We start from the raw sequence: 16329 nt of genomic DNA on the forward strand, positions 1-16329 counted from the left end.
TCAATGTCCTAAAGCGCCCAGGGCCAAAAGCCAGAGGTTGAGCCCGACGATGCAGGCCGCCATAACCCATCCCAAGACCTGCTGCCAGGTCTTGTTTACGAGCTCGCCCATAAGATCCCGCCGTGAGGTCAAGCGCACCAGGGGGATCACGGCAAACGGCAGCTGAAAAGAGAGGATCACCTGGCTGAGTACAAGCAAGCTCATGGGCCGAGCGTGCAACCAGATGGCCAGTAGCGCCGGAAGCATCGTGGCCGTTCGGGTGCCGAGCCGGATCAGCGCCGGCGAAAGCCGATCCAGGCGCAAGAAGCCCTGAAAGACGTATTGGCCCGCCAGCGTGGCCGTGGTGGAGCTGGAGATACCGCTCGCCAGCAGGGCGAGGGCAAACGTCAGGGCCGCTGCCTTGCCTAAAAGCGGCTCCAGGGTCCGATAGGCCTGGTCGATATCCGTGACCAAGACCCCGTTTTCGTGAAAAACGGCCGAGGAGACGATGAGAATGCTGGAGTTGATGAGCCAAGCTACGTTGAGGGCCAGTATCGTATCCCAGACGCTTAACCGATACAGACGCTCCCGTTTTAAGCCGTCCGCGAGGCGGTTGCGCACCTGGGCGGAGTGCAGATACAAGTTGTGGGGCATCACGGTGGCCCCCAAGATCCCGACCGCAACGAAAAGGGCCTCCGCTGCTCCAATGCGCTCATCCGGCCAAAAGGCATGACGGGCTACCTGCCCCCAGTCCGGTTGCGCCCAGGCGAGCTCTACGACGTAAGCTAGTCCTATTGCGGCCACAAAGCCGATGATCACAAGCTCTATGATGCGAAAACCAAAGCGCTCCAAGTACAAGATGAGCAGCACGTCCAAGAACGTGATCAGGGCGGCCCAGGCCAGCGGGATCCCGAAAAGCAGGTTGAGCGCCAAGGCTACCCCCATGAATTCGGCCAAATCGGTCGCCATCATGGCCAAAGCGGCCGTCAGAAACAGGATCTGCCGCCAGGGACTGCGGTACTGCTCCCGGCACAACGTGGCCAAATCCTTGCCCGTGGCCAAGCCCAACTTAGCAGCCAAGATCTGCAGAAAAATGGCCATGAGGCTTGAGAGCGTAATCACCCACAGGAGGCTATAGCCAAAGCGACTGCCGGCCTCGATGTCCGTGGCCCAATTGCCTGGGTCCATGTAGCCGACGCTGACCAGGAAAGCCGGACCGAAATAGCGCATCCAGCGCACGCGGCGCCGCAGGGCCCGCACATCGGGCCAACGCAGAAGGGGTTGGCGTAATAGGGGCTCAGCCATATTTTTCGTTATACGAAAATTAATTTTTGGCTGACTAAAAAATCAAGCCGCCCGCTCATGCCTATGTTGAGTTCGGTTTCTATAACGATGCGTGCGGCCTCGTAGGAAAGACGGGGGCTATTGAATGGGCCCGTTAGGAGAGGTGTAATCGGATCGGCCGCGTTCCAGAACGGCCCGCAGGTAAGGGCCTGTGGGGCTTTCAGGGTGCTGGGCCACTTCCTCTGGGGTCCCAGTGGCCACTAGGTAGCCGCCTTGTGCTCCGCCTCCGGGGCCCAGATCGATCACGTAGTCGGCGCATTTGATCACTTCCAGGTTGTGTTCGATCACCACCACGGAGTGCCCCTGTTCCAGAAGCCGGTCGAAGCAGGCCAGCAGACGGCGCACGTCATCCAGGTGTAACCCCGTAGTAGGCTCATCAAATAGATACAGAGTCGGACCCCGATGGGGTTCTGCCAGATGAGCGGCCAATTTGAGCCGCTGGGCCTCGCCGCCGGAGAGCGTCGGCGTAGGCTGTCCGAGCCGCACGTAGCCCAGGCCCACCTCCTGCAGGGGGTGCAGGCGCTGAACGATCTTGCGATGGTCGGCGAAGAACTCCGAGGCCTCTTCCACCGTCATCTCCAGCACATCTACGATGCTGCGATCCCGATAGCGCACGTCCAGGACCTCGTCTTTGTAGCGTCGTCCTTGGCAGACCTCGCAGGGCAGATATAGATCGGCCAGGAATTGCATTTCGATGCGCTGCCATCCCTCGCCTTGGCAGGCTTCGCAGCGGCCACCTTCTACGTTGAAGGAAAAAAAGCCGGGCGTGTAGCCCCGCGCCTGCGCCAGCGGAAGGCTCGCGTACAGCTCTCGAATCGGATCGAAGGCTTTTACAAAGGTGACGGGATTGGATCGGGAGCTGCGGCCGATCGGGCTTTGATCGACCAGTTCTACGGCCGCGATCGCCTCATGTCCCGTGATGCGGCTGTAGAGGCCAGGCGTCGTGGTGGGCTCTTCTTCGGCGTAATCGCCCTTAAGGCGTCTGAGGGCCTCATACAGGGTTTGGTGCACCAAGGTGGATTTGCCCGAGCCGCTGGGGCCCGTGACGCAGACCAGCACGTTGAGGGGAAACGTCACGTCGAGGTTTTTGAGGTTGTGCGATCGGCAGCCGTAAAGCACGATGGCGTCTTCCCATCGGCGGCGCTGGCGGGGAACCGGGATCTGCAGCCGTCCGCTCAGATAGCCCCCCGTCAGGGAGCTGGGGTGTTGACAGAGGGCCTTATATGAGCCCTGAAAGACGATCTGGCCGCCGTGTTCGCCGGCGCCCGGGCCCAGCTCCACGATCTCGTCTGCGGCTCGGATAATGTCCGGGTCGTGCTCCACGACCAAGACCGTGTTGCCCTGATCCCGGAGCCGGCGCAGGATGCCGATGAGACGCTCCGTATCGCGCGGATGCAGGCCGATGGAGGGCTCATCGAGCACGTAGATGGCGCCTACGAGCGCGCCCCCCAGGGCCGTGGCCAAGTGGATGCGCTGCGTTTCGCCCCCGGAGAGCGTCATGGCCAACCGGTCGAGCGTGAGGTAATCGAGCCCGATGGCCACAAGGTATTCGAGCCGGCGCCGGATCTCTGCCAGCACCTGCCCGGCGACCTGTTCTTCGTAGTCCGAAAGCCGAAGCGAGCGAAAGAAGCGCTCCGCTTCGCCAATAGAAAGGGCCGTCACTTCGCCGATATGCAGGCCGCCAACGCGCACGTAGAGCGCCTCCGGCCTGAGCCGATATCCCCGGCAGTCGGGGCACCGCTTGTAGCCGCGGAAGCGGGCGTAGAAGATGCGGTAGTGCATTTTGTGAAATTGGCTCTGGATCTCCCGGAAGAAACCCTCTATGCCCTCGAATCCGGGCCAGCCGTTCCAGAGCAGATCGCGCTGCGCCTCGGTAAGCTCGCAGTACGGCACATCCAAGGGCAGGCCCACCTCGTGAGCGCAGCGTTCTAAGCGGCGCAGCCACTGCTGGTGTTTATCCGTGCGCCAGGGGGCGACGGCGCCTTCCCGTATGGAGAGCCGAGGGTCGGGAATGACCTTGTCGGGATCGATTCCGGGCACGCGACCGAAGCCCTGGCATGTTTTGCAGGCCCCATAGGGGCTGTTGAAGCCGAAAAGCTGAGGCGTAGGCTCTTCGAAGCGCATGCCGTCCCGCTCGAAGTGCTGGCTAAAGCGAAACGTGCGTCCGTCGACAAGGCGGATCCAGGCCTGTCCCTCGCCCTCTCGGTAGGCCAGCTCGATGGCTTCGGCCAAGCGCGTCTGAAATTCCTCAAGCTCTGGCTCCCAGGTGAGCCGGTCCACCACGAGCCCCAGCTCCTCTTGAGCCCAGTCGGCCGGAACGGCCTCGTGCGCCGTGTCGATCAAGGTGGAGCCGCACAGAAGCCGGTAAAACCCTCGTTCCCGCCACAGGTTCAGCACGGCCTCCAAGGTCTGCCCCGGGCGCAAGTGCACCGGGAAGGCCACGTAAAGGCGATCCCCGGGCTTGAGCTGTTGACGCAAGCGCTCGCGAATGCGCTCCGGTGTATCGCGGGTGACCTCTTCACCGGAAATCGGCGAGTACGTGCGTCCGATGCGGGCAAAGAGCAGGCGCAGATAGTCGTAAAGCTCCGTCATGGTGGCGACCGTGGAGCGCGCGTTTCGGGCTCCGCTTTTCTGTTCGATCGCCACAGCTGGGCTCAGGCCCTCGATCTCATCCACGTCCGGCTTGGGCAGGCGCTCCAGGAATTGCCGGGCGTAGGCGCTTAAGGATTCCGTGTAGCGGCGGTAGCCCTCCGCGTAGATCGTATCGAAGACGAGCGAACTTTTCCCGCTCCCTGAGGGGCCGGTGAAGACGATCAACCGGTTGCGCGGCAGCGCCAGGTCGATGTTTTTGAGGTTATGCTGCCGCGCCCCGCGGATCAGCAGGTGCGCGGGCGACTTTTCGGTTTGCGGCGCATCCAGGGAGTCTAGGGGCTTGGGAAGCATAGCGGCGTCTATGCAGCGGGATATGGCTTGAGGCTCTGACGCCATCGGTCCTCCAGGGCCGCGTACAGCAGCACCGCGGCCGCCACCGAGGCGTTGAGCGAGGCTACCTGTCCCCGCATGGGGATGCGCACGAGCGCGTCACAGTGGCGGCGCACCAAGGGCCGTATACCTTTGCCCTCGTTGCCGATCACGAGCGCCGTCGGCCCGGAGTAATCCTGTTCCCAGAGCAGACGATCGGCTCCCTGATCGGCGCCGATCACCCAAAAGCCCGCCTGCTTTAGGGTCTGTAGCGCCCGCACCAGGTTCGTAGCGCGTGCGATGGCCAGATGGACGGCCGCCCCGGCCGAAGTTTTGAGCACCGCGGGGCTAATCGGAGCAGCTCCGTGTTTGGGCACGATCACCCCCTGTACTCCGGCCGCCTCCGCGGTGCGCAAAATCGCCCCCACGTTATGGGGGTCGACTATCTGATCGAGCACCAGGAGCAGCGGGCGGGGATCTTGTGCGAAAGCCTGTTCCAGAAGCGTCTCAAGCGCCCAGTAGGCCACAAGGCCTCCTATGAGCGCAACCCCCTGATGGTGGCGCGTTCCAGTCAGGCTGTCCAGTCTGGCCCCCGGAACGCGCTGTATAGGCACGCGTTGCGCCGATGCCAACGCCTCGAGTTCGGCAAGCCAAGGGGAGCGCAGGCCCTCCCGCACGTAGAGCTTTTCCGCGCGCCGGCCCGAAAGCAGCCATTCGCGCACCGGATGTCGACCGAAGACGATGGGCCTGTCGTCTTGTTGCTGCGCGCTCATGGGCGCCGTCGCCACGTACGCCATAGCCCTACCAGGCCGCCCAGCATGAGCAGCAGGGCTATCAGTTCGGCTTGGGTAACTTGCCAGCCGAAAAAGGAAAACCGCGGATTGACCCGAATTTGTTCGATCAGAAACCGCTCCAGGCCGTTTAGCACCAGGTAGAGCGAAAACAGCCACCCAAACCGGTAGGGATGTCTGCGCAGCACCCATAGCAGGCCGAAGAACAAGGTGCACAGGAAAAACTCGTAAAGCGGGGTGGGGTAGACGGGCACCTCCGGCGGTCCGACGATGGCGCGGGGATAGGTTTCCGCCCACAACCAGGTGGGCAGCCAGTCCGGTTTAGCGGCGAGGTCGGCCGGAATGCCCCAGTCCCCGTCTCCGGCCAGGTGGCAGCCGATGCGGCCCACCCCGTAGGCGAGCATAAGGCCGGGCGCGATGGCGTCAGCCGCCGGCTTGATCGGAATCCGGTACCGGCGAAGCGCCCACACGACCCCAAGCGCCCCCGTGATCAGCCCTCCGTAGAAGGTCAGCCCGCCTGGGCTGAAGAGCATCTCCCAGGGGCGGGCGCGGAATAGATCCCAGTACTCCCAAATATGAAACAGCTTGGCCCCCACAAGCCCCGTTGCGGCGGCGATGAGGGCAAGATTGCCGACCACTTCCGAAGGAGGGCGCACGGCGTGCTCCGATCGAGCTTGCCCCTTGCGGCGCAGCCGAATCGCGATCGCGGGCAGGATGCCGGATCGGTGCATCCAGCGGAAATTCGCCGCCGTCGTGTAGGCGGCCAGCAGGATCCCCACGGCCACCATCAGCCCAAACGAATACAGGGGGATCGGACTACGCCACCCGAATAGGTCGTACAGCAGATCCGTAATGCGCGGATACATGGCGCAGCTTTAGGTCCTCAGGCTCGACACGTGGGCCCGTCTTAGGTATTCCGGCACCTCATCAAGCGGCACCCAGGTCTGCTCTCCGGAGGCGAGTTCCTTCAGAGGGGCGAGCCCTTGACGCAGCTCTTGATCGCCGACAAAGAGCACGAAACGGGCCCCCATGCGGTCGGCTTCGCGCAGTTGAGCTTTTATGCTGCGACCCAGCAAATCGTACTCTACGCGCAGGCCCTCCTGGCGCCGCCACCGCTGGGCGCGCACAAGGGCCCAGCGCCGGGCCTCCGCTCCCGTGGCGGCGATGTAAAGCTCCGCTCGGGCGGGCGCGGGGAATAGGTAGCCGGAGGCCTCTAAAGCCAGGAGCAGGCGTTCCAAGCCGCCAGCAAAGCCCACGCCGGGCGTGGGGGGGCCGCCGAGGGCCTTCGCCAGCCCATCATATCGCCCGCCGCCTCCCAGGGCGTCCTGGGCGCCTAGCAGGGGGCTTGTGACCTCGAAGGCCGTCCGGCTGTAGTAGTCAAGCCCGCGCACGAGCAGAGGATCCTCTTCATAGGCGATCCCCAGGTCCTCCAGATAGCGTTTAAGCTGCTCGAAGTGTTGGCGACAGCCCTCGGAGAGGTACTCCGTAATGCGCGGGGCGCGGGCCGCGAGCTCTTGATCTTGGGGCTCTTTGGAATCTAGGATCCGCAGCGGGTTGCGTTCCAGCCGCTCTCGGCTGGCGGGGCTTAGCCGATCGGCAAGAGGCCGGAAGTACGCCAGCAGGGCCTCGCGGTATCGGGCTCGGGCCGCCTCATCGCCGATCGAGTTAAGCCGTAGGCGCAGCCCCTGAAGGCCAAACTCCTCCAGAATGCCCATCTGCAGGGCGATCACCTCGGCGTCTGCTGTGGGATCGGGTGAGCCGATCACCTCCGCGCCATATTGGTGAAATTGACGCTGGCGTCCCCTCTGAGGGCGTTCGGCGCGAAACATAGCTCCGATGTAGTACCACTTCTGCACAGCCCCTTGCGTGTAGAGGCCGTGTTGTAGGTAAGCCCGCATAACGGGCGCCGTCATCTCCGGGCGCAGGACTAACAGGTCCTGACCCCGCTGCAAGGTGAACATCTCCTTGGTGACGATGTCGGTCGTCTGCCCTACACCCCGCGCGATAAGCTCAAACGGCTCCAGAATCGGGGTTCGGATTTCCCGAAACCCAAAACGCTCCGCCCAGGAGCGGATAACGCCCTCAACGTGCTGCCAACGCGCGGACTCCTGGGGCAGGATGTCGTGGGTGCCTTTGACGGAGCGAAACCGCATCGGGCCTATAGACGAAAGTACAGTTCTTCCTCCTGCGCGAAGAGGGCGCAGAGCTCCTCCGGGGTTTGCGCTTTTAAAAGACGTTCCCGGAAGGGCTCATGGTTCATGAGCCGGGAGATGCGACTGAGCAGCTTGATGTGCTGGCTTGTTTGGTTTTCCGGACCCACGAGCAGAAAGGCGATGCGCACCGGTTGGCCGTCTAAGGCATCATAGTCTACAGGTTCAGCGAGCGTCATCAAGGAGGCTACGCTATCGGTTACGGCGTGCGTTTTCCCATGCGGAATGGCCAGCCCCTTGCCCACACCGGTTGACATGATCGCTTCCCGATCCCACACCGCTCGCCGCAGCTCCGCTGGATCCAGCACGGCCGGATGGGTGGAGACGAGCGACAGAAGCGCCTCCAATAGCTCCACCTTGGTGCGACACCAGACCCGAACCCGCACGTATTCGGGGCGTAGAAGCGAGGCGATCATGGTAGCGGTCAACACCGGCGAGGTTTTCGAATATAGAGCGGCTGGGGAGGCTCTGTCAAAAAAGCGCCCCTTATAGGCGACGGCTGATTCGGGGAAGGATTTCGGCCTTCCAGGAGCTGAAATCCCCCTCAAGGATGTGCCGGCGGGCCTCCCGAACCAGCCACAGATAAAAGGCCAGGTTCTGGGTGGAGACGATCTCTAGACCCAGGATTTCGTCTACGGAGAACAGATGCCGCACGTAGGCTTTGCTGTAGCGCTGGCTCACCTCGGTCTGCAGTCCGGGGTCCAGGGGGGAAAAGTCCCGCGCCCAGCGCGCGTTGCGGATGTTGAGGATGCCCTCCGTGGTGAAGACCATGCCGTTGCGGCCGTTTCGAGTGGGTAGCACGCAATCAAACAGGTCCACTCCACGCGCGATGGCCTCTAGGATGTTTTCCGGGGTGCCCACGCCCATAAGGTAGCGGGGTTTATCGGGGGGCAGGATGTCCGTGACGAGCTCCGTCATGGCGTACAGCAGCTCCGCGGGTTCGCCCACGGAAAGGCCTCCAATGGCGTAGCCGCTGAAATCCCAGCTCAACAGCTGCTCTGCGGAGCGCCGGCGCAGATCCGGATGCGTGCCCCCCTGCACAATGGCGAACAGGGCCTGATCATGCCCGTAACGGGGGCTTGTCTGGCGCCAGGCGCGCCAGGCGCGCTCGGCCCAGCGTGTGGTGCGCGCTACCGCCTCGGCCATATAGGCATGCTCACAGGGCCAGGGCGGGCATTCGTCCAAGACCATCATGACGTCCGAGCCGATCGTGCGTTGCGCTTCTATTACGGATTCCGGGGAGAAATGCAGGTAGGCGCCGTCGATATGGTTGCGGAAGACCACGCCGTCGTCCGTGATCCGGCGCAGGCCCGATAGGCTGAAGATCTGATATCCCCCGCTATCGGTGAGGATCGCCCGCGGCCAGGCCATAAAGCGATGCAGCCCACCAGCCTGCGCTAGGACTTCCGTTCCGGGGCGCAGGTAAAGATGATAGGTGTTGCCCAGCAGGATCGGCGCTTCCAGTTCCCGCTCCAAGACCTGTTGGGGCACGGCCCGCACCGAAGCGCGGGTGCCCACAGGCATAAACATCGGCGTGGGCACCGAACCGTGTCCCGTGTGCAGCCAGCCGGCCCGGGCGCGTGAAGCCGGATCGGTGGCCACGAGCTCAAAGCGCACCATCGAGGCAGGAGGGGGATATCAGCCTTGCTTGCGTTTGCAGTCGATGCAGATCGTCGTGTGGGGCACGATCTCCAGGCGCTCTTTGGGGATGGGGCGGCCGCACTGGCGGCAGACGCCATAGGTGCCTTCTTGGATCCGCAGCAGGGCGCGCTCCAGATAGCGCAAAAATTTGACTTCGCGGTCGTGCAGCAGGTAGGCCTGCTCCAGTTCGCTATCCGGGTTGTGGGTGACCTCGTCGGGGGAAGAGGCCAATCGCCCCTCTCCGTTGCGGTTTTCCAGGTTATCGCGGATCTGCTCCTCGAGGTACTGGATGTCCGCCTGCACTTGGCGCATCTTCTCGAGAATGATGCGGCGGAAATGCTCCAGTTCCTCGGCCGAGTAAGGGGACTTGGGGGGCGTCTCCATAGCGTGGCCTCTGCGCGGGTCTGCCGACTCAAGCACGGACAAGCGACGTCGCAAAATTACGCCTCTTGGACGGCGCTTCCAAATGCCAGGGGTGATTGGGGCGGCGCTGTGCCGTCTAAGATGGGCACCCCAGGTGGGGCCGGCCGGTAGCGGTACCGTTGGTCGCGTAGCCGAGGCGTAAAGCCCGCCTCCAGAATGCAGCGCTGTATTGCTTCGGCGTCCATGCGGTAAGACGCTCCGGCCGCCGAGACCACGTTTTCCTCGATCATGATCGAGCCCAGATCGTTGGCGCCCCCATAAAGGGCCAGTTGGGCGACCTCGGGCCCCACCGTAAGCCAAGAGGCTTGAATATTGGGGATGTTCGGAAGCATAAGGCGGCTTATGGCGAGCACCCGTAAGTATTCAGCGGCCGTTACCTGGTTACGCACCCCCAAAACCCGACTTAATCGGGTGCCTACGTCCTGGTACGGCCAGGGGATAAAAGCGATGAACCCAATCGCCCCTTCTGGTTTTTCGTCTTGCAGATCCCGGATAAGCAGCAAATGCTGCAGCCGCTCGACGACGCTTTCAACATGGCCGAACATCATGGTGGCTGTGGTCAGAAGCCCCAGTCGGTGCGCGGTGCGCATCACCTGCAGCCATTCGGCTGTGCTGCATTTGCCTCGGGCGATGAGCCGACGCACGCGGTCTGAGAGGATTTCGGCCCCGGCTCCGGGCAGAGAATCCAGCCCGGCCGCGATAAGCCGCTGCAGGGCTTCCTCGATCGAGATGCGGCTCACCTTCGTGATGTGGATCACTTCGGGAGGCCCCAGGGCGTGCAGCTTAAGATCGGGGAAGCGGGATTTGATCTTGCGAAAAAGCATCTCATAGTACTCGATGCCCAGCTCCGGGTTGTGCCCCCCCTGCAACAGGAGCTGGTCTCCTCCGAGGGCTATGGTCTGTTCGATCTTTTGGTACAGCGTCTCATCGTCCAGCACGTAGCCCTCCGGATGGCGAGGGGGGCGAAAGAAGTTGCAAAACAGGCAGTTGGCGTTGCAGACGTTTGTGTAGTTGACATTTCGGTCGATGATCCACGTCACTACGCGTTCCGGATGCTTGCGCATGCGCAGCTCATGTGCGGCGAGCATGAGCTCGCTTAACGGAGCCCGTTCGTAGAGCAGGAGCCCCTCTTCTAGGCTCAATCGGTCTTCGTCTAGAGCGCGGTCCAATATGGAGACCCAGTCCTTCATAGTCGCTATGGTCACGTTACGAGGCTGGCAATCGAGACAAACTGCAGCGGCGGAACGGCTGGAATCAGGCCTTCCTCGCAGGCCAGTTCCCAAAAGCGCCGTAGCCCCGCTAGTTTCGATCGATCTAGTTCGTATTCCACGCGGTTCTCCAGGTAGTCCAGGTATTGGCCTAACGCTCCGCCGTGTTCCCGCTGCCAGGCCCGGGCGATGCGCGCGCGGTTTTGCAGGCCCTCTTGCAAGCTGCTTTGCAGGAGCAGAGCCCGCTCGAAGGTAAGATGCTCCGGATAGCCCGCCCAGAGCGCGAAAACGAAGGGCATGCCGGTCCAGCTCACCCATTCCCAGGCCAGATCGCGCACGTGCGGCCAGCGTCCCAGATGATCGAAGGCCCGGTCGCCGATGATCAACCCAGCGCTGCGGCCGCCAATATAGGCCTCATAGCCAGGTTCGGTTTCAACGAATTCCGGTTGTATGCCCCATTTTCGACGACAGAGGATCCGCACCAAGGCAGCGGAGCTGGAGGAGCTGTAATCAAGCAGGATGCGCTCGATGTGGGCTAGCGGTACCTCGCTGACCAGAAGCACGGTGCGCACCTCGGAACTTGCCCCGATGCACAGGTTCGGAGCTATTACCAGGCCGTCGATGCGCGCGTATTCGATCGCAGGTATGAGCCCGATATGCACCTGCCTTTGTGCAAGCCGGCGGGCGCAGAGGCGCGGCAGCTCAAAGCTTAAGCTCAAGCCCAGCGCCCGCAGTCTTTGGCGCGTTAGCCCGTATACGAGGGGCTGCGCGTTGAGGTAAGGCACGGCGCATAGGCGCGTTAGGGTTTCGGCGTGTCCCGTAAGAGGGGTCATGCGCTCTAATACCGGCTCATGGGATCTGGCTCGGGCTCCAGATGGCTTGTGTCGTTAAGCAGCAGGGCCTCGAAGCCTCCGGCCCCGTAGCGCAGTACGTTTAAGGCGCCGTTCGTGTGCGCGATCTCTTCCATGCGCTCTAGTCCCCATCCCAACAGCGTGCACAGGAGCACACGCAGCATGCGTCCGTGGCCCACGATGAGGATGTGTTGGGCCGGATCCTCGAGCAGCTCCTCTATCACGACCCGAAGCCGGCGCTGCAGATCCAGGGGGCTTTCCCCGCCGGGTAGGGCGCGCTCCACATGCCCTTGACGCCAAGCTTCCTGTAGGGAGCGCAGGATGGCATCTAGCTCCGCATCCACCAGACGACCCTCGTAGAGGCCCCAGTCCATCTCCGACAGGCCTGGATACTGACGCACCCGAACCCCCGGATGGCGGGCGGCGATGATCTGAGCCGTCTCCAAAGCCCGGCGCAGGGGGCTAGAGGCGATCAGCTCAAGCGGCTGCTGGGCCAGGCGTTCGGCCAGACGGGCGGCCTGCGCTCGGCCTCTGGCGTTTAGGGGGGCGTCTAGGCCGCGGCCCTGCAAGAGGTTGCGTCGGTTGGGTTCGGTTTGCCCGTGGCGCACAATGTAGAAATATTTCATGCGAGCACCGGCAGATCTACCGGTTCCGGAGGGGGGTCCTGGGTGTAGATGCGGATTACGCGGTACAGCGTATCCCGTTCGACCGGGATGCGTCCAGCCTGGCGAATCAAGCGTATCAACTGGTTTGTCGTCATGGCCGGATGCTCCTCGCCGCCTGCCATAGCGTAAATGCGCGTGGTATCGTCGATCGTGCCGTCCACGTCATCGACCCCAAAGGACAGGCTGATCTGGGCCGTCTGCCGGCCGATCATGGGCCAGTACGCCTTTATGTGGGGGATGTTGTCCAGGTACAGCCGACAGACCGCGTAGTTTTTAAGGTCCTCCAGCATGGGGACCTCGCGCAGGTGGCTCAGTCGGTTGTTGGCGCGTTTGAACTTAAGCGGGATAAAGGCTTGAAAGCCCCCGGTTTCATCCTGCAAGTTGCGTAGCTTTTCCAAGTGATCGATCCGGTGCTCGTAGCGCTCCAGGTGCCCGTAGAGCATGGTGCACGTGGAGGGGATGCCGAGCTCATGGGCCGTCCGGTGGATCTCAAGCCACTGTTCGCCGCTGGCTTTGCTGTCGCAGATCTGCTCGCGCACCTCGGGATGAAAGATCTCGGCCCCCCCGCCGGGCAGGGAGTCCAGGCCGCAGGAGCGCAGATACTGCAGAGCCTCTCGGATGCCCATGCGGGATCTGGCGGCCATGACGGCGATCTCCACGGCCGTAAAAGCCTTGATATGCAGATCCGGCCGGATCGCCTTGATGCGCCGCAGCATCTCCCCGTAGTACTCCACCCCTCGCTTGGGATGCACGCCGCCTACGATGTGCACCTCGGTGACGGGCTTGTCCTTGTAGCGCTGCACGATTTGCTCGATCTCATCCAGCCCGTACTCCCAAGCTCCTTCCTGGCCCGGCCGGCGGGCGAAGGAGCAGAAAGCGCAGTCGAAGATGCAGATGTTGGTGGGCTCGATGTGGAAGTTCCGGTTGAAATACGCGTAGTCTCCGTGCAAACGCTCGCGCACGAAATTTGCCAGCGCCCCCAGAAAGGAGACGTCCGGACACCGGTACAGGGCCAACCCCTCGGCTGGGCCGAGTCGCTCTCCGGCGGCGACTTTTTCGGCGATCTTTCTATACGGCTGGGATACGCGATAGCGATCCAAGAGGGTGCTTAGGAAATCCGCCATAGCTCTTATCGACGTTGCCAAAACTCCAGGATCCGCTGCCGCATCTCCTCTAGATGCGGCAAGGCCACATCCAGGCGAATGGCGTATCGAAGCAGACGGCCTCGCAAGATGGCATCCGCCTCGGGCAAGTGATACCACCCCAATTTAAGGGGTCCCAGCAGATGTCGGGCCAACCAGTCGATGATCCCGTACCGAAATAGCACAAAGCCGGCTAGCCCCGTTGCGGCCGAGGCCCACTGCTGGGTCATCAGCAAGACCGAGAGTACGATCAGATATAGAAGAAATTGCAGCCACAGCTGTTGGAGGTGGTAAAAGACGCGCGCCAGGGTTTCGGAGTACCAGGCGGGCTTAAGCAGCTCCCAGAGCACGTAGAGGCCCAGCGTCGTCAGGGTTGCCACCCACCACGGCAGCTTCCAAAGCAACAAGGGCAACAAGACGATGCCCAGGGCCCAGCCGGAGCGGTACCACGTGCTGGCCTCGGCCAAGACCTGCTCCAGGGGCACGCGCTCCAGCACGGGTCCGGCGTATGCGCGCAGGGCCTCTTCGTTGGCGTAAAACCAGACGCCTTCGGCCGTCAAAATCCCGCCCGGTGTGCTCACGTACGTGGTGGGCTTCATACGGTCCGCTGGCCTTCCCCCCAGCGGAAGGCGCCAGGAGACGGAAGGCCGATGAGGTCCAGGATGCGGTGCACGATGCTGTCTACGAGCGCTTCTATGCTTTGCGGGCGGTGGTAGAACGACGGACAGGCGGGAAGCACGATGGCCCCCGCTTCGGTTACCGCCAGCATGTTCCGCAGGTGCACGGCGTTTAAGGGGGTATCACGGGGCACGAGCACCAGCCGACGGCGCTCCTTGAGCATTACGTCTGCGGCGCGCGTGATCAGGTCATCCGATGCGCCGTTGGCGATGCGTCCTAGTGTGCCCATGGAGCAGGGCACGACGACCATGTCCGTGTAGCGCGAAGAGCCCGAGGCAAACGGCGCCGAAAGGTCCGTGGGCTCATAGCGGGCAAAGGGGATGGCGCGCAGGCTCGCTTCATCGAGCTCCTCGCGCCACACCGCAAGGGCATGGGCGGAGAAGACCACCGCTACTTCCGCCACCCGGTCCCGCATGCTCGCCAGCTGTTCCAGAAGCCGACGCGCGTACACGGCCCCGCTTGCCCCCGTTATGGCCACCACGATGCGCTTCTCCATGGCTTAAGGCTCCACCACGGCGCCTCGGTGGCGGACTTTGGCAAGGTGCTTACGGGATGGGCTGGGGATCAGCGGCCCCAAACCCAGGCGGGGCCAGAGCACATCGATGCGCGCTATCACCTCGGGAGTCATGGTCAGGATGTTCGGCCAGGGCCTTGTGAAGCCCTCTTCGGGCCATTTGCGCGTGGCGTCGAAGACCATTCGGGAGGGTAGCCCGGGGCCGCGGGCCGGCACGATCCAGCCGTCTCGTTTGGGGTCGATGTTGTTCGTAAAGCGCCAAACGGCCTCCGATACGTCCTGCACGTCTACATCGTCCTCCAGGATCACGAGCAAACGCGTGCGCTCGAACTCCGGCATCGCCAGCAGGGCTTCTGCCACTGCTTGCGCATGACCGGGTCTGCGCTTTTCTATGGCCACGAAAGCCATAAAGGGCCGGTGCGAGGGGATGCAGAAATTCAGGTCCCGCACCTCCGGAAGCCGGGCCTGCAGTTCCGAAAGCGTGACCGGCGCCGGCTGGCCGCGCACGTCGGCTGCGTCCAAAGGACCCGCGTAACCGGAAAGCTCCTCCTCCGTTTTCGTGGTGACATCTATGGCGAGTTTGCCCCCAAAAGCCGGGCGGCTGCAGGCGTGATCCAGTACGTCCATCGGGCCTTCGGAGAAGATCGCGTCGCGGGCCGGATCGAAGCGCTCAACCGCATAGGGGATGAACTCGGCCAGGTTCTGGATATCGGCCCCCTGGTCGGTGATGACCAGGAGCTTGGTGAACATCATCTGCCCGGCGCCCAAGACGGTGTGCATGACCCGATGGGCGTGTCCGGGGTACTCCTTCTGGACTTTTACGATCGCCAGGTTGTGAAAGACCCCCTCTAGGGGGAGGTTCATGTCCAGCATTTCCGGCAAGAGCGTCTTGCGAATCGGGGCCAGGAAGATGCGCTCCGTGGCCTTGCCCAGGTAGGCATCCTCTTGCGGGGGGATGCCCACGATCGTCGAGGGGTAGATCGCACCCCGTCGGTGCGTGATGCAGGTCACGTGAAAGACCGGATAGTAGTCCGGAAGCGAGTAGTATCCGGTGTGGTCTCCAAAGGGGCCCTCCAGCCGGAAGGGCTCTTGGGGGTCAACATAGCCCTCGATTACGATATCGGCGTCGGCGGGCACGTAAGCCGGGATGGTGCGGCAGCGGACCAGCTCAACGGGCTTTCGCCGCAGAAACCCGGCCAGGATGTACTCGTCTATCCCGTCCGGCAGGGGGGCCGTGGCGCAGTACGTGTAGACGGGATCCCCGCCTAAGGCCACGGCCACGGGCATGCGCATGTTGCGTTCTTGATAGCGCCGAAAATGCCGGGCCGAGACCTTATGCCGGTGCCAGTGCATGCCGGTCGTGCGCCCGTCGTACACCTGCATGCGATACAGGCCCACATTCCGCACGCCCGTTTCGGGATCTTGGGTGTGGATGATGGGCAGAGTCAGAAACGGCCCGCCGTCTTCAGGCCAGCAGGTCATCACGGGAAGCTGCAGCAGGTCAGGAGGTTCCATCGTAACCTCTTGACAGGGCCCCCGAGTGACGATCCGAGGCAGGTAGCGGGCCAGACGGCCGTATTTGGGCACCAGGCGCAGTTTGTCCAGCAACGTGCCCGGCGGGGTAAAGGAGAGCAGGTCCATAAGCTCATCGTGGATCTGGTCCAGGCTCTCCACCCCCAAGGCCAGGCACATACGCCGGTAACTACCGAAAAGGTTAATCGCAAGCGGAAACTCGGTGCCCGTGTTTTCGAACAGCAAAGCGGGCCCGCCGGACTTGACCACCCGATCCACGATCTCCGTGATCTCCAGATGCGGGCTTATCCGCTCCCGAATCCGCACGAGCTCGCCTTCGGCTTCTAGGCGCTCCAGAAAAGCGCGCAGGCTCGGATAGGCCATAGGTTCTTCCGTTCGCTTTTCGGCCA

At 62.9% G+C, this 16329-nt stretch carries 15 protein-coding genes; all 15 read right to left on the reverse strand.

The window, feature by feature from the left end; genetic code table 11:
• The 15 genes from NZ993_08960 to NZ993_09030 all read right to left on the reverse strand — a co-directional run bounded on the left by NZ993_08960 (position 1) and on the right by NZ993_09030 (position 16303).
• Positions 1 to 1284: an Nramp family divalent metal transporter gene (locus NZ993_08960; GenBank protein MCS7155916.1), complete on the reverse strand. Its 1284-nt coding sequence runs from the start codon at positions 1282 to 1284 to the stop codon at positions 1 to 3.
• 117 nt (positions 1285 to 1401) lie between these two features.
• Positions 1402 to 4266 (reverse strand): excinuclease ABC subunit UvrA, encoded by a 2865-nt coding sequence (gene uvrA / locus NZ993_08965; GenBank protein MCS7155917.1) that lies wholly within the window; start codon positions 4264 to 4266, stop codon positions 1402 to 1404.
• 8 nt (positions 4267 to 4274) lie between these two features.
• Positions 4275 to 5081 carry a 23S rRNA (guanosine(2251)-2'-O)-methyltransferase RlmB gene (gene rlmB / locus NZ993_08970; GenBank protein MCS7155918.1) on the reverse strand — a complete coding sequence of 269 codons (807 nt, stop codon included), beginning with the start codon at positions 5079 to 5081 and terminating at the stop codon, positions 4275 to 4277.
• The gene (locus tag NZ993_08975; GenBank protein ID MCS7155919.1) at positions 5054 to 5941 is read right to left on the reverse strand and encodes a prolipoprotein diacylglyceryl transferase; all 888 of its coding nucleotides are present in this window, start codon (positions 5939 to 5941) and stop codon (positions 5054 to 5056) included. Before NZ993_08975 ends, rlmB begins: the two co-directional genes overlap by 28 nt.
• Positions 5942 to 5950: 9 nt before the next feature.
• Complete coding sequence (gene hisS / locus NZ993_08980; GenBank protein MCS7155920.1) at positions 5951 to 7228, reverse strand: histidine--tRNA ligase; 1278 nt, start codon at positions 7226 to 7228, stop codon at positions 5951 to 5953.
• A 5-nt stretch (positions 7229 to 7233) separates the two neighbouring features.
• Complete coding sequence (locus NZ993_08985) at positions 7234 to 7701, reverse strand: PTS sugar transporter subunit IIA (protein MCS7155921.1); 468 nt, start codon at positions 7699 to 7701, stop codon at positions 7234 to 7236.
• A 70-nt stretch (positions 7702 to 7771) separates the two neighbouring features.
• Positions 7772 to 8902 (reverse strand): tRNA guanosine(34) transglycosylase Tgt, encoded by a 1131-nt coding sequence (tgt, locus tag NZ993_08990; GenBank protein MCS7155922.1) that lies wholly within the window; start codon positions 8900 to 8902, stop codon positions 7772 to 7774.
• A 21-nt stretch (positions 8903 to 8923) separates the two neighbouring features.
• A complete protein-coding gene (locus NZ993_08995; protein ID MCS7155923.1) occupies positions 8924 to 9364 on the reverse strand; it encodes a TraR/DksA C4-type zinc finger protein in 441 nt (146 codons plus the stop codon).
• 2 nt (positions 9365 to 9366) lie between these two features.
• Complete coding sequence (gene mqnC, locus NZ993_09000; protein MCS7155924.1) at positions 9367 to 10539, reverse strand: dehypoxanthine futalosine cyclase; 1173 nt, start codon at positions 10537 to 10539, stop codon at positions 9367 to 9369.
• 11 nt (positions 10540 to 10550) lie between these two features.
• A complete protein-coding gene (locus NZ993_09005; protein MCS7155925.1) occupies positions 10551 to 11390 on the reverse strand; it encodes a menaquinone biosynthesis protein in 840 nt (279 codons plus the stop codon).
• A gap of 5 nt (positions 11391 to 11395) precedes the next feature.
• Positions 11396 to 12034, reverse strand: coding sequence for a histidine phosphatase family protein (locus NZ993_09010; GenBank protein ID MCS7155926.1), 639 nt, complete (start codon positions 12032 to 12034; stop codon positions 11396 to 11398).
• A complete protein-coding gene (mqnE, locus tag NZ993_09015; GenBank protein ID MCS7155927.1) occupies positions 12031 to 13197 on the reverse strand; it encodes an aminofutalosine synthase MqnE in 1167 nt (388 codons plus the stop codon). The genes NZ993_09010 and mqnE overlap by 4 nt, the downstream gene beginning before the upstream one ends.
• Positions 13198 to 13202: 5 nt before the next feature.
• Positions 13203 to 13814 carry a hypothetical protein gene (locus NZ993_09020; protein ID MCS7155928.1) on the reverse strand — a complete coding sequence of 204 codons (612 nt, stop codon included), beginning with the start codon at positions 13812 to 13814 and terminating at the stop codon, positions 13203 to 13205.
• The gene (locus NZ993_09025) at positions 13811 to 14389 is read right to left on the reverse strand and encodes a UbiX family flavin prenyltransferase (GenBank protein MCS7155929.1); all 579 of its coding nucleotides are present in this window, start codon (positions 14387 to 14389) and stop codon (positions 13811 to 13813) included. The genes NZ993_09020 and NZ993_09025 overlap by 4 nt, the downstream gene beginning before the upstream one ends.
• A gap of 3 nt (positions 14390 to 14392) precedes the next feature.
• Positions 14393 to 16303, reverse strand: a complete 1911-nt coding sequence (locus NZ993_09030; protein MCS7155930.1) for a menaquinone biosynthesis decarboxylase — start codon at positions 16301 to 16303, stop codon at positions 14393 to 14395.
• Positions 16304 to 16329 lie beyond the last annotated feature (26 nt).

The sequence above is a fragment of the Bacteroidota bacterium genome (genome assembly GCA_025059945.1).
Taxonomy (GTDB): domain Bacteria; phylum Bacteroidota; class Rhodothermia; order JANXDC01; family JANXDC01; genus JANXDC01.